Origin of the sequence: Geodermatophilus obscurus (genome assembly GCF_900115395.1) — a bacterium.
Classification (GTDB): Bacteria; Actinomycetota; Actinomycetes; order Mycobacteriales; family Geodermatophilaceae; genus Geodermatophilus; species Geodermatophilus obscurus_B.
The window spans coordinates 68,610-82,115 of sequence record NZ_FOWE01000010.1 but is presented as its reverse complement, the minus strand read 5'-3'; the positions used below and the strand labels follow the sequence as shown (position 1 = coordinate 82,115).

The window sequence follows — 13,506 nt, the reverse complement described above, 5'->3', positions numbered from 1 at the left end:
GTGGCCACGTCACGCACACCCGGGAGGCGCGGTAGCGGCGGGGCGGGCGGCGAGGTGGAGGGTCATCCAGCGCATCCCTTCCGGGCCGAGCGAGGGGGACGTCGTCGTGCCCGGCAATGCTCGGTGCTGACCGTCACCCAGCCGTCACCCAGCTGTCACAGGACCGCGTGACGGTCGGGTGGCGGCGGGGTGACGGCCACTGCGCACGCTTCGGCGGTGGAAGCACCCGATCAGCTCGGCGTGTGCGTGCTGCGCGTCTGGCGGTACGGCGAGGCGATGGTGGTCCGGCTGCACATGCGTGCCGACGTCGAGTCACCGGCCACCGAACGCGTGGTCCTGGTGCGCGAGGTGGAGCCGGCGGTGGCGGAGATCCGGGTCTTCCTCGAGCAGTTCCAGCACCCCGCCGAGCCGCCGGAGCTCTCCTCCCCGTGACGCCCCCGTGACGCGCGCCGGACGACAGTGGCCACCACGAGCACGGTCGGCTCACCTCTCCGGGGGCACGGTGACGGTAGAACTGGTTGACGCCCTGGCGGCGCGTTGCGAGAAGCCCGGTCACCCGATGGTGCATCTGCTCGGTCGTCCGTACGTCAGCCAGAGGGCCGTGACGTGCACAGTCGGCGACGGAGGGTTACGCCTGCTGGCCTTCCTCGCCATCAACCGGGATGAGCACGAGCGACGGGTCGTCGCCAGCCGGTTGTGGCCGGACGTCGACGAGGTACGGGCCGCGGGCAACCTGCGCTCGGCGCTGTGGCGACTGAACTCGCTGGGCGTGACGCTCGTGCGCGTCGACAAGTCGTGCCTCGGTCTGCGGGGGAGCGCTCAGGTCGACGTCCACCTGCTGGAGGAGTGGGCGGCACGATTGATCACCGGCGCCCGGCGGCCGGCCGATCTCGCGGTCCTCCCGTCGAGCTTCGCCGCCCTCGAGATGCTGCCGGGCTGGTACGACGACTGGGCGGTCTTCGAGCGCGAACGGTTGCGGCAACGACTTCTGCATGCCGTCGAGTGCATGAGTCGGGAACTGGTGGCGGTCGGGCGATACGCCGAGGCGGTGGAGGCGGCTCTCGTGGCAGTGAGCGCCGATCCGCTGCGGGAGAGCGCACAACGGGTGCTCATCGAGGCGCACCTGGCGGAAGGGAACTGGTGCGAGGCAACCACGTGTTTCACGGAGCACCGGAGACTCATCGGCCGCGAGTTGGGTGTCGAGCCGTCCGCTGCACTGGCGTCGCTGATCGCTCCCGGACGGAGGAGGAGCGGCGCGGCGTGGCACCCTCCCCGTCCAGACGGCCACGAGTGGTCAGGGGTCCCTGTCGCTCAGGCCAGACTGCGACAGCCCGTCGACCTCAACCGGGTCGGTCCTGGGGCGGGATGATCGAGGGTCGATCGACCCAACACCGCGGGAAGTCGACGCGCCTCGACGATGACCCGCCGCCCGCGCCGCTCCGAGTCAGCGCTCTCGCCCTCGGCTGAGCACTCCCGAGAGCGACGCGCAGCGTGTTGCCCTGTTCACGCCGGCGTCCCTCCAGGAGCACGGGCTCGAAGCAGTGGAGCCGACTCGACTGCGGAGAGCGGTACAGCAATGCGGTTGGATCGAGGCCGTACCGCGCGGCACTACGGCGGACGCTGCAGTGGCCTGACATGGGTGGACAAGACGTCCGCGAACCCTGGCGAACCCCTCGAATGCGACTGGGGGTCAATGGCTTCGTCGGATGGTGCAGCAGGTGTGTCGGCTGGTGATCCTGATTACGCAGGGATGGTCCGCAGTCGATGTGGTGGTCGGTGCGGCGGGTAGGGAGGTGCGTCACCGGACATGGACCTGAGGGCGGTGAACCGCCCCGGGTTCAGTGGAGCGTGACCTGCCCCACCGGTTCGTCACCCCTTGTCCTGTGAGGCTCAGGCGGGGATGGACGGTGCAGGAAACGCCAGCCCGTGCTCGATCGGGGTGCGGTAGCCAAGCTGGGAGTGGCGGCGCCGGCGGTCATGGAAGATCTCGATGTAGTCGAACACGGTGTTGGCCAGCTCCACTCGGGTGCGCCACTTCTGTCGGTCGAGCAGCTCGATCTGCATCGAGGACCAGGACGACTCGATCATGGCGTTGTCCAAGAAGATGTTGCGGAAGTAGGTCCTCGGGCTCTGTCCGCTGACGAGGTGTCGGCGCAGCGTGCGGGGCATCTCGTCGTCGGTGTCTTCCCCGCCGCCGCGGCTGATCAGTGACGAGTTGTGGGCGCTGGTCGAGCCGCTGATCCCGCCGCAGAAGCCGGCCGTGCACGGCCGCACTGGCCGGCCACGAACGTCGGATCGGGACGTGCTCGAGGGCATCGCCTTCGTGCTGTCGACCGGGATCGGCTGGGCCAAGCTGCCGGTCGAGCTCGGCTACGGGTCGGACTGGACGTGCTGGCGCCGCCTGCACGAGCGGGCCGAGGCCGGCGTCTTCGACTAACTGCACCGGGCCGTGCTGGACCGGCTCGGCGAGCAAGGCCGGCTGGACTGGTCGCGCGCGAGCCTGGACTCGGTCAGCGTCCGGGCGAAGAGGGGGGGCGAGCTGACCGGCCCGAACCCCACCGACCGAGCGAAGCGCGGCAGCAAGTACCACCTGCTCGTCGACGCCACCGGGCTGCCGCTCAACGTTGCGGCCTCAGGCGCGAACCGCAACGACAGCATGCTGGTGGAGCCGATCCTGGACTCCATGCCGGCGATCAAGCGCGGCGGCCGCGGCCACCCGCGCCGCCGGCCGGTCACGCTGCACGGCGACAAGGGCTATGGCAACCCGCGAGTTCGCCGCTACCTGCGCCGCCGCGGGATCACCGCCCGGATCGCCCGCATCGGCCGCGACTCCAGCGCCCGCCTCGGCCGGCACCGCTGGGTCGTCGAACGCACCCTCGGCTGGCTGCTGTCCTACAAACGCCTCGCGCTCCGCTGCGACCGCACCGCCCCGACGATCACCGCCCGGTCCGGCTCGCGGTCACCCTCATCTGGGCCCGACGCCTACCAACGGAGTAATGCAATGTCTTCCTTGAGCGGGTGACCGGATCGAACCGGCATGTCCAGCTTGGAAGGCGGGATCTTGTGACCCTGTCTGTGCTGGTCAGCGTCCCATTTCGAACCCCTGATGTGGGCTCGTGACCCACATGTGACCCAGCGGCCGGACGTGACCCACGCGTGACCCACCGCGCCTCGGGCGCGTTAGTCGTCCCGGTCCGGATGGTCCTCCGAGGTCCCGGTAGCTGCACCCAGCATGGCGTCGAGGGCACGGGCGATCTCGGCGTCGCGGTCGTCGGCGGCGTGCTGGTAGAGCAGGGCCGCGGCGGGGGAGGAGTGACCGAGCCGGCGCATCAGTTCCTTGGTGGTCGCTCCGGTGGCAGCGGCCAGGGTGGCGCCGGTGTGGCGGAGCTCGTGCGGACGGACCGCCGGTAAGCCGATGGCGTCGGCGGCTCGCCGGAAGGTCGAGTTCCAGTTGCTGCGGGCGAGGTAGCCGCCGGAACTGGTGGCGAACAGGAGAGTGTCCGGAGCAGCGGCGATGTGCCTCTCCAGGTGCTCCTCCAGTACGGCCGCGATCGCGGCGGGGAGGGTCACCGTGCGATGGCCCGCGTCGGTCTTGGGCTCGCCAACCACCCACCGTCCGCCGACGCGTCGGACCGAGCGCTCGACGCGCAACCGGCCACCAGACAGGACGTCGGACCGGCGTAGTGCGGTGGCTTCTCCGAACCGGAGCCCGCCGAAGGCGAGGACGAGCAGCAGGGCGCAGTAGCGCTCGGTTCTCCGGTCCTTCCCCAGTTGCTCGGCAAGTTGCAGAGCCTCGGCCGCGGTGAGTGCGCGGGACGGCCGGGAGGCCTTGGGCGTACCGGCGCCGCGCAGCCGGCAGGGGTTGGAGGCGATGGCCTCGTCGGCGACTGCGACGTTGAGGAGGGCGCGCAGGAGCCGGTACGCCTGCGCCAGTGCCGTCGAGCCGGTCGTCCGGCCGGCCTTGGCGTGCCAAGAGCGGACGGCGGCGGGGGTGACCTCGTCGACGGGGACGTGCTCCCACGGCTCAGCGAGGTGGTGCCGCCACAGGCCCGCGTAGAGGACGCGGGTGCTCTCGCGCAGGTCGTTGCGGGCGAGGTAGTCCTCGGCGTAGTCGCCCACCGTCCTGCGGCTGGCGGTCGGAGCGCGCCAGCTCTTCCGGAGCAGGTCCGTCTGCTGAGTGGCGAGCCAGGCCCAGGCATCTGCCTTGGTACTGAAGACCTTGGCGTGCCGCCGACCGTCGGGCCCGCGATACCGAGCGCGATAGCGACCGCTCGGAAGCTCATCGACGGTGCCGAACGTCCGCTTGGTCACGTTGCGACCCTGGCGGCCGATGCAGCGGGCGTCTTCGCCGATCAGCGCTGGCTGTGGACTCGGCCGGCGTCCACAAGGGCGTCTAGCGCCGAGCGCTCCAGGCGCACATACTTGCCGACTTTGACATAGGCGATGCGGCGCTCCGTGATGAGCCGGCGAATGAACCGTTCGCCGGTGCCGAGGTACTCGCCGGCCTGCGCGACGGTCAGCAGCGGGCCGCGGTCAAGAGCCTCATCCTGCGCCGCTCGCCTCGTCATGTCCTCGAGCCTCGCCGACGTCCTCCGGTGCGCCTCCGGTCGTCCCTCCTGTCTGCCGTCTCGCCGCGTGATCCTCTGACCCGATGAGTGTGGGTCCTGCTGAACACCGGGCTCAGTACACGTTGGGAGCGCCGGTCAGGTGTGCGCGCCGCCGGCAAGCCTGCAGCACCACTTCTAGTTGCCGCGCGAGACCCGACAGGTCGCGGTCGTAGACGCGCCCGTCGTTGAGCTGGTCGGCGAGCTCCTCGAGGAGCCTCGGCCAATCCCGCCGCGTTGGGGCGAGGGGGACGCGGACCTGCACGAGCCTCTCGACAACCTGGACCGGTGTCCGGAAAGACGCCGCGGCGCGCTTCTGCTCCCAGGCGCGGTGCCGGCAGGTGGGCGAGCACCACTTGGGGATCGGTCCACGGCTCTTCGGGGTGATCGGCCCACCGCACCATCCACAGGCTCGCGCGGCGGCGCGTCGCTCGCGACCGGCCACCTCACCGTCGGGCGCCCTTGCGGCCTTGGTGGCCGGCGGCTGCTCGACTCGTCGACGGCGCCGGCACTCCTGCTCCCGCCGTCGCCGCCCATGTTCACGCTGTCGAGCTTGGTACTCAGGGCTCCCGCTGTTTCCCATGTCCACGACGGTGCTGACGAGCCTCCGGCAACTCGTCACCACGAATGACGAGGCCGCCGAGTGCATGAGGTGTGTCGCCTGGACCCGAGGCCTTCTCTTGTGCTGCCGCGAGCGCGGGTAACCAGCGTGGCGAGGGGACCATGACCCGGTGGAGGCGATCGGGTACTGGCACGAGCAGGCGGCCCGTTTCGATGACGAACCCGACCATGAGTTGCGCGCGCCGCGTCGGTGCGCGAGGCGAGGGCGCCCTGACGCTCGCTCGGCTGCGCGCCCCGCTGGGTTGGCTTCGAGCCGGAGTCGGCGGCGCGGGCTAGGGCGTCGGGACCACGTGCGGGGGAACTAGCCTGCGCGGGTGATCTGGGAGTCCGGCCCCTGGCGGCACGAACTGGCGCAGGTGGCCGACCGGCTGGAGAAGCGGCGGACACAGCGGCGCTGGACCCAGCAGACCAGCTTCCTGGTCGAGCGCGATGTCATGGTGAGTGCATACGCGGTTCGGAAACTGCATGAGGCTCGCAAGGTCTCGGAGAAGGTCGCAACGTCGCCCATCCCGGTGCAGCGACATCAGCTCATCGGTCAGACACCGGACATCCTGAGGACCGACGACCTCGGGGCTTACGACTTCGAGGACGTCACCACGACGACCCTCACGCTCCGGGAACTATGCAACCAATTCATCCACAGCTACGTGTTTGTACTGGCCGCTGGCGATGATGGCTCGGCCTTGGACGGCGTTTTTGTGGCCTCGGACCGCGAGCGGCGCAGGGCGGTCTATTGGGTTGGCCTCGCCGACCTCATCGAGGCGTTCCGCAGGGTTGCCTACGAGGACATCGTTCACGTTGAGTTCCGGATGAACGAGCGCGGTGAGCGAGAGTTGTACGACATGGCCGGCGTGGACGTGCGCCACCAAGAACTGCCGTGGTCGAGCGCCGACGACGACTTACAGGAGTCGCCCCGGTAGGCCCACGAAGGCGACGGAGGCGACGGGGGCGACGGAGGCAACTCAGAAACCGCTGTCAGGCACGACCCCGCGCCCGTGCGCCGAAGCTGAATCGCTGTCCCATGCCTGCTGAACGGCGTCCTGCGGCATGGCGCTCCAGCGCTCGTAGGCAGTGTCGAGGATGGGATTCGCCGCATCCGGCAGGCCGTCGGCCGCCTCACGCAGGTGTCGCCGCCACGGGTCAGAGGCACCCAGCACCCTCAGCAGCCGCGCGCCCGCGTCCTCCACTTCGGCCAGGACAGCCACGGTGCCCTCAAGATCATGAGCCCACGCCGCACCAACAGCCAGCTCTGCACTGATCAGCAACTGCTCGGCCCGGCCAGTCTGGTGCAGATGAAACGGCTCCAGCGTCACGATCAGCCCCACCGTGGGCCGATCATCCGGAATCGCCGCGAAGGCGGGGTGACGTTCACGTACAAGCTGGGCAGTCCGGATGAGCTGGTCCCGCGCGTGCCCGATCCGCTTGGTCAGCTCAGCCTCCCCGTCGTCCTGCCCGGTGCGCACGAGGACGGTCGGACGCAGCGTCTTGACCTCTACAAGCAGGACCACCTCGTCGAAGATGAGCAGGTAGTCACAGCCCTTCTCCCCGTTCGGGCCGTAAACGATCTCGGGATGCAGCACGGCCTGCGTCAGCAGCCGGAGTTGTGTGCCGACGTACCTCTCGAACATCGTGCCGAGTGCATCGGTGAACCGCGATCCCCAGGCCGGGGCTGCCGTGTAGTACAGCCCCGTGGTCGTGATCTTGTCCAGGATGAGGTGTGCTGCAGGGGCGACGAGGTCTCCGCCGATCTTCACCAGCGGGGTGGCGGAGAGGGGGTTCCAGGACCATTTCTCGCGCCCCGATGCCTCCGCATCTCGGGCTTGTCCACGCAGCCGGTCCAGCGGAGCCACAAAGTGCCGGTCGAGCACGGCGAGTGCCTCCGCGGGCGCGACCGGGGCGAAAGCCGGCGCGACGCGCTTGTCGAGGAGCAACTCGCGGGACACCGAGCCACCGTTCTCGACCATGGCGACGAAGGCGGCGAACCCAAGCCGCAGGTACTGCTCCAGGTCGACGCCGAGGAGGTCGATCCAGTCCTGGGCGCGCGGGGCTCCTGGGACGCCGTCAGCATGATCAAGCAGAAGCGCCCCGCTTCGGGCCAGGTTCTCCATCACCGAGTACTGGCTGGCGAACTGCTCGAAGGCCATCTTGGTGATCACGCGCTCGATGCCAAGGCCGACTGCGACGTCGGGGTCACCGACGTTGACGAATTGGGAGCACAGCGAGGCGACGGTGTTGTCCGAAACGTTCGCGGTGCGGTCCTCCGTCCCGGCCGCGAGGCAGGTTCGAGCCACCCCAGCCAGGCTCCAGGGCTGCACGCTCATGTGTAGCGACGGTTGCCGCTCGGCCCACACCTGCTCCAGTGCGGCTGACGTCGCTGCGCATCGCCGGAGGAGCGCCGTCCTCGGGTAGCGCCGGACCCGGCGCTCGAACTCCCGATAGGGCGTTGCCTTCAGCCCGGGCCCGTACCTCACCCCCGGGGCCATGCGGATTTGCACCGGCCAACTCCAACGCGACACGGTTAATCATGATGGCGCCCATAGCTGCCACGGCTGGGCACGGTACCCGGTACCGGACGGCGCGCCTCGTGGCTGTCGTGGACCGTGGGAGATCCGGGCTACGGCGGACGAGATGGCTCGCGAGATACTCGACGAGTTCTGGCCGGACCGGCGTTGACAGCGGCCCCGCAGGTCTCGTCAGTTTCACTTCCCAAGCGGCGTCGGCCGGACCGACGTCTCTCGATCACTATCATCGCGGTTGCTCGCCCAACGGCTTCATCACCGGGCCGTGCTCCGAATTGCTGCTATCGAGTTTCGCTCAGCCCGCGACGTAAAGGGCGCGCCGTTGCCACGCTGCCCGGCATGACCACCGATGGGACTCCTCCGTTGACTCGCCCGTGGACTGCCGCCGAGCTGCGCGGCTGGCAGCACGCCCGCCACAGCGAGGAGCTCGGTGCTGCACGGGACGACGCCACCGCTCGTGCCCGGCGGGCCGCGGCGGTGCGGTCCGTGCACCGGCAGCGTGCCTGGCGGCGCCGGGACGTTGCGATGCTCGCGGCCACCATTACCGGCGCAGCCGGGTCGGCCATTGCGGCGGTTGTGGCGCTCTGTCAGGTGCTGTGATCTGGCGCTCGGCCGGTGGGTGTCGGTGTTCTTGCGCCGGCGCCCACCGGCCAAGCCGACCCGAGAACTCCACGCACTCCGAGGCCACGGGCACGATCACTGCTCGGCGCGCTCGCTGCGGAGATGGTCGCTGATCAGCCGATGAGCATCGCGGTAGTCCATGTCGAAGAACTCCCGGTCAGGCCGCACGCGCCAGACGGCCAGGAGGCGGTGAACTTTGGATTCGACCCGGCGGGCGTTGCGGACGGTCCACACTGCGCGGACGCCGTAGGGGATGACCACGCCTGTGGCCGCGTTGATCTCAGCGACCCGCTCCTCGACCGCGCGCTCGGTGTACCCGATTTTGAGCAGCCGGGGGCTTTCCCGGGTGGAGAGCACGTACAGGTAGCCCAAGCCCTCGGTCAGCGGCTGCGGCCCGGCGAGGAAGGCGCGCAAGCTGGCGGGCCCACCAGCGGCGGCTAACCGGTCGGCGGCGTCCCGGGCGGCGCCCGCTTCGCCGGCGCCGAGGGCGCGGCGGAGCAGGCCGAGGGACTGCGCGCACTCCTGGGCGCGGCGGCGCCCGGGTCGGCCCAGCGCGCGCCAAACCGTGAACCAGTCCCACTGGTCCTGCCGATGGGCTCGGGAGAACAGGCCCTTGACCTCGGCCAACTGCTCCTGCAATTCCTCGAGTCGCCCACGTGGGGCGAGGTCACTGGCGAAGAAGGACAGCAGGCTGGCCACGGCTGCCGTCCGGCGCTGCTGCACCGGCGGCTTCACCGGGGCCATGCCGAAGCCCCACTTCTGCGCCACCGACACCGGAGGCGGTTGCACAAGTGACCGGTCTTCGTCTCGCGGTGAGGTTGCCGGATTGCTTGTGGTGGCGGGCGCCGGCATGCGACCCGCTGCTGGCGACGGCGGCTGGGAAGACATGTGCGGCATCGTCCCCGGCCCGCTCGGCTGCGGTGGCCCCGGCGGTGACGGCGCGCCGTCTTGGTGCCGAGCCTTGGGCCGCAGGAGTGGACCGAGGCTGGGGTCTGTCCGGCCTTCGACGAGGTGCTACAGGAATGCGAACGCCGGCGGCGGCCACCTCGGAGGTATCCCATAGGCCGCCTTCAGGGACACGGGCAGAAAGCCGTCGAGCGGTCCTACGGGGCCGAGCCCGCTCACTTCCGCAGTCCGCAGCCAGTCCGCAGAAGGGCCGTACGGGGCAGATCGGCGCCATCTGGTGCCAATGTTGAACCTGCAGGTCAAAGCCGCACTAGACACTCTAGGCGCTGGTCAGGGCGCAGCTCAAAATCATGTCGGGGATGACGTGAAGGAGGGGTGTCTGCGCAGGTCAAAGCCTTCGCCCGAGCAGGCGATCCCTGCGGCCAGCGAAGGTGAAGCGGCGTTGCATGTAGCAGAGTCGAAAGCGGGCATTCTGGTGACAAGCGCCGCCCGAGGTGAGCGGAGTCAGTGCGAGCAGCCGCCCCACCATGATTCGAACGCGCGAGCAAGCGGAAGCCCCAGCGACCGCACCGGCACCACGGAGCGTGCTGTCGTGAGCCTAGCGCCGCAAGGCCAGTTGTTTCTGCCGGCAACGCGGTTGATCTTGATGACCCGCCAGGCTTAGCTACTAGCGTCCACCCCAGTGCGCCCACGTTGGATGACCGAGCAACCGCATCACGGCTCCGCCGACCGTGGCGATCACGTGCGCACGTTCGACGACGGACCGACCTGTCGGCGAGAGGCGCGCAGCGCCTGAGCCTTCCTGTAAACCTCAGAACACTTGGCTGCGCCGGCTTGCTCGGCCCTTAGGCTGGCAGGCGGGTCACGCTCTGAGCGACGGAGGTACGCATGACTCTGGAAGTCGTGTACGGCGAAAGTCGCCATCGCAATATTGCGCGGGGCCTCGCCGAGGCACTCGATCCCGCAATCGAAGAAGGCACCATCTACCTCGGCTACCCGGTGCTGTCTACCGCAGACGAACGTGTCGCCGTAGACGCCATGCTCGTGAGTCGCGATCACGGGCTCGTCGCATTTCAAGTGGCTGACGTCTACCCGCAGACGCAGGAGCAGCTCACCGGTCTGATTGCGGAGCAGGACAAGCTGTACGCGGTCCTAGAGAGTCATCTGGGACGCAATCCGAGGCTGCGGACGGGGCGCCAGCTGGCCTTTCCCCTCGAGACAGTGACCCTTCTCTCCTCGCCCCTTACGCTAGAGCTGCCAGTGGGCACCGAGGGCCGCTACTGCTCACCTGATCAAGCTGTCGACGTTGTGCAGACCCTCCCTGGGCTGGATACGGACGTTTACGCCGCCCTTCAGGCGGCCCTGCAAAGCGTCACGACGATCAAGCCGGCGAAGAAGCGGGCCTCCGTGAAGGAGGACCGTTCAAGAGGCGCAATCCTCCGAGAGATCGAGAAGGGTATCGCCAATCTCGACAGGTGGCAGAAACGAGCCGCAATCGAGACCCCTGAGGGCGCCCAACGAATCCGTGGCCTAGCTGGTTCTGGAAAGACGGTCGTCCTTGCTCTCAAGGCTGCCTACTTGCATGCGAAGCATCCCGACTGGCGCGTGGTAGTCACATTCCAAAGCAGGGCCCTCTACCAACAACTCCTTGGCCTGGTTACGCGCTTCTCTTTTGAACAGACCAACGACCTGCCGGATTATGATCACTTGCAGATCATGCACGCCTGGGGCTCTGGCGCGCGAGAGGGCGTCTATCAGGTCATCGCAGACACCATCGGCGCGGTTCGACGGGACTTCAACTATGCCCGTAGTACGTACGGCATGGACGACGCCTTTCAAGGCGTCTGTCGCGAACTCCTAACGCTTACGGCGAATCGGCAGATTGAGCCCATATTCGATGCGGTGCTGATCGACGAGGCCCAGGACCTTCCGCCGGAGTTTTTTCAACTGATTTACCGATTCACGAAGGAGCCTAAGCGGATCATCTGGGGATTCGACGAGCTTCAGCGTCTTTCAGAGACGGCTATGCCGACTACCGACGAGCTGTTCGGGACAACTCCGGAGGGAGACAGCCTCGTTACGCTCGAGAACAGAGAGGGCGAAGCGGCGCGGGACATTGTGCTGCCAATTTGTTATCGGAACCCGCCCTGGACACTAGCGACAGCGCACGCGCTTGGCTTTGGCATATATCGTCCAGAGGGTTTAGTGCAGCACTTTGACGACCCGGCACTTTGGCTGGATATCGGATACGAGACGGTTCGCGGCGATATGACGCCGGACAGCGCCGTCGTCCTGCAACGACGGACTGACAGCTATCCCGAATACTTTCCTCAGCTGTTGACGCCTACCGACGCGGTCGTGCTCCGGACATTCGCGGACGAGCTAGCGCAGGATGACTGGGTCGCCTCTCAGATAGCCGAGAATCTGAAAAAGGATGAACTCGACCACGACGACATCTTGATCGTGTTGCCAAGCGCGTACACAGCAAAGCGTCGCGCCGCTCGGCTGGCACGTACGCTCCTACAGCACGGTATTGATTCCCATCTGGTGGGCGTCAGCTCAAGCGTCGACGAGGTGTTCGTTCGCGACTCGGTCGCCATAGCTCACATTTACCGGGCTAAGGGCAACGAGGCGCCAATGGTGTACGCGCTCGACGCTCAGTACGCGTCCGGGCACGTCAACCAGCTGACGCGCCGCAACACGCTCTTCACTGCACTCACACGAAGCCGCGCTTGGATCCGCGTCAGTGGCTGGGGCGACGGCATGGAAACTATTGCCCACGAGTTCAACGAGGTCGTTGCACACCAATATCGGCTGGAGTTCAGGACGCCAACTTCCGAACAGTTGGCAACCATGCGCCGTCTCCATCGAGACCGAACCGACACTGAGGCGGCGGCCCTCCGGCGGGCAACCCGCGGACTTAAGGAACTACTCGACGCCTTCGAGTCAGGTGATATCGAACTGCGAGACCTGCCGCCAGGACTCAGATCGCGACTGCAGAATCGTCTGCTGGACGAAGGAGTGGACGACGGCAGGGAATTCTAGGGTCCTTCGGGACGAGCTAGCCAATCTTTTCGATTATCTTCTGAACGAGGGAATCGCCTTATATGTGAACCCGGTCTCCGACAACGGGCGAACCGTGAGCTGGCACCCTACCGATCCTGCTGCCGAGTTTCTGGTGGAACGTCCGGACACCCTAGTCGCGTCATACCGACGCTGGGTGACAAGCGGCGCCTACTCCGTGCTCCTGTTCGATGGCGCGCTTCTTCAGCTGTCGTTCGACTTTGAAGGTGGGCAGCTAGTGAAGCACCGCTTGGGATATGTCCCCTGTCCGGTAGCCGTCGATGAAGAGCTGCTGCAGGTGGAACCAGTTCTCGATGTCCTCGATATGCACCTCAGCGAGGGTCCCGATGCAATCCGACTTAATGCCGCAGTGAGGTTTGATTATGATCTAGAGGCGGCCAGCGAGGCACACCCTGCGTCCCACTTGACGCTAAACGGTGCAGGCTGTCGCATAGCCTGTCGTGGGCCGCTTCGACTAGCGCACTTCGTTGAGTTCATTTTCGCCAACTTTTACCCCGCGCTCTGGGATGAAGGAGGCTACTTTACTGGGATGCCCCGGGCCGAATGGGGTCCAAGGACCCTCACTCCCGGCCAGACGTCTCGGCTGCACATCGACTGGCGCGATCAAACTATCTAACTTAGGTCGGCGGTGCCGAGTTGCGCAGAATCAACGTGGCTGGGTAGGGGGACGTGAGCGTCTAGGGTGCACCGTCGAATGTAACTGGTTTCCGCCTTAAGGGATAGCGGCCCCGCTCACCGAGCCGGCTTGGGCACGACGAGGTCAGGACGGCCATGTTGGAAGGAATACTGTGCCAAATATCGGACTCGACAGTCGCTCGGGGGGTGCTTTTCACGATGTTAGCGGCGGCGACTGGGGATGACGTTAGCGTTCTCTAGGGGCACCGCATCGTCGCCACCGGAGGCGCCCTGGAGACGGTGACCTGACGTGTCTAATGGCCGGTGGTCGACGCTGCCTCCTGGGCAGAAGTGTGCCGGTTGTTCCCTCAAGCGGGGTTGCTCATCGGCGGGTCCTAACGACCTCGTGCATGGTTAGCGGGCGGCTTGCTCGTGAAGGACGGAGCAGGGTCGTGGTGTGTCCAGGAGCCTGGCCCGAGCCGCTGCTGTCGCCGATCGCCGGGTGACCGGACTGTCCCGGGAAGTGCTGGCTGAGC

10 protein-coding genes and 2 pseudogenes are annotated in these 13,506 nt (G+C 67.3%); 7 read left to right on the top strand and 5 right to left on the bottom strand.

Going from position 1 to position 13,506, the window contains the following annotated elements; translation table 11 throughout:
* The first annotated feature begins 216 nt into the window (after positions 1–216).
* Entirely contained in the window at positions 217–432 is a 216-nt protein-coding gene (locus BM165_RS19245) for a hypothetical protein (protein WP_143108239.1), read from the top strand.
* Positions 433–502: 70 nt separating this feature from the next.
* A complete protein-coding gene (locus BM165_RS19240) occupies positions 503–1,369 on the top strand; it encodes an AfsR/SARP family transcriptional regulator (RefSeq protein WP_075015162.1) in 867 nt (288 codons plus the stop codon).
* A gap of 521 nt (positions 1,370–1,890) precedes the next feature.
* On the opposite strand, the pseudogene BM165_RS19235 reads toward BM165_RS19240, so the two are convergent.
* Positions 1,891–2,100, bottom strand: a pseudogene (locus tag BM165_RS19235) (IS3 family transposase); the annotation flags it as partial.
* A 67-nt stretch (positions 2,101–2,167) separates the two neighbouring features.
* Here BM165_RS19235 and BM165_RS19230 point away from each other — a divergent pair.
* Positions 2,168–2,997 (top strand): annotated as a pseudogene (locus tag BM165_RS19230) (IS5 family transposase).
* A gap of 183 nt (positions 2,998–3,180) precedes the next feature.
* On the opposite strand, the gene BM165_RS19225 reads toward BM165_RS19230, so the two are convergent.
* Positions 3,181–4,311 (bottom strand): site-specific integrase, encoded by a 1,131-nt coding sequence (locus BM165_RS19225; RefSeq protein WP_177225254.1) that lies wholly within the window; start codon positions 4,309–4,311, stop codon positions 3,181–3,183.
* Between the two features lie 41 nt (positions 4,312–4,352).
* Positions 4,353–4,568, bottom strand: a complete 216-nt coding sequence (locus BM165_RS19220; RefSeq protein ID WP_075015160.1) for an excisionase family DNA-binding protein — start codon at positions 4,566–4,568, stop codon at positions 4,353–4,355.
* Between the two features lie 971 nt (positions 4,569–5,539).
* Between BM165_RS19220 and BM165_RS19210 the strand changes: the two genes are divergently transcribed.
* A complete protein-coding gene (locus BM165_RS19210; protein ID WP_075015158.1) occupies positions 5,540–6,145 on the top strand; it encodes a hypothetical protein in 606 nt (201 codons plus the stop codon).
* Between the two features lie 42 nt (positions 6,146–6,187).
* Here BM165_RS19210 and BM165_RS19205 read toward each other — a convergent pair whose 3' ends face one another.
* Positions 6,188–7,546, bottom strand: coding sequence for a hypothetical protein (locus tag BM165_RS19205; protein WP_143108237.1), 1,359 nt, complete (start codon positions 7,544–7,546; stop codon positions 6,188–6,190).
* A 537-nt stretch (positions 7,547–8,083) separates the two neighbouring features.
* Between BM165_RS19205 and BM165_RS19200 the strand changes: the two genes are divergently transcribed.
* Entirely contained in the window at positions 8,084–8,344 is a 261-nt protein-coding gene (locus BM165_RS19200; RefSeq protein WP_075015156.1) for a hypothetical protein, read from the top strand.
* Positions 8,345–8,440: 96 nt separating this feature from the next.
* On the opposite strand, the gene BM165_RS19195 is transcribed toward BM165_RS19200, so the two are convergent.
* Positions 8,441–9,139 (bottom strand): GIY-YIG nuclease family protein, encoded by a 699-nt coding sequence (locus tag BM165_RS19195; RefSeq protein WP_075015155.1) that lies wholly within the window; start codon positions 9,137–9,139, stop codon positions 8,441–8,443.
* Between the two features lie 1,020 nt (positions 9,140–10,159).
* Between BM165_RS19195 and BM165_RS19190 the strand changes: the two genes are divergently transcribed.
* Both BM165_RS19190 and BM165_RS26350 read left to right on the top strand, forming a co-directional pair.
* Positions 10,160–12,316 (top strand): DEAD/DEAH box helicase, encoded by a 2,157-nt coding sequence (locus BM165_RS19190; protein ID WP_075015154.1) that lies wholly within the window; start codon positions 10,160–10,162, stop codon positions 12,314–12,316.
* Positions 12,222–12,971, top strand: a complete 750-nt coding sequence (locus BM165_RS26350; protein ID WP_083427520.1) for a DUF2290 domain-containing protein — start codon at positions 12,222–12,224, stop codon at positions 12,969–12,971. The genes BM165_RS19190 and BM165_RS26350 overlap by 95 nt, the downstream gene beginning before the upstream one ends.
* The last annotated feature ends 535 nt before the right edge of the window (positions 12,972–13,506 follow it).

What these genes read in the sequence shown, in the direction of transcription:
- BM165_RS19205 (WP_143108237.1), bottom strand. Translation starts at nt 7,546, where the DNA reads ATGAGCGTGCAGCCCTGGAGCCTGGCTGGGGTGGCTCGAACCTGCCTC.
- BM165_RS19190 (WP_075015154.1), top strand. Translation starts at nt 10,160, where the DNA reads ATGACTCTGGAAGTCGTGTACGGCGAAAGTCGCCATCGCAATATTGCG.
- BM165_RS19200 (WP_075015156.1), top strand. Translation starts at nt 8,084, where the DNA reads ATGACCACCGATGGGACTCCTCCGTTGACTCGCCCGTGGACTGCCGCC.
- BM165_RS19220 (WP_075015160.1), bottom strand. Translation starts at nt 4,568, where the DNA reads ATGACGAGGCGAGCGGCGCAGGATGAGGCTCTTGACCGCGGCCCGCTG.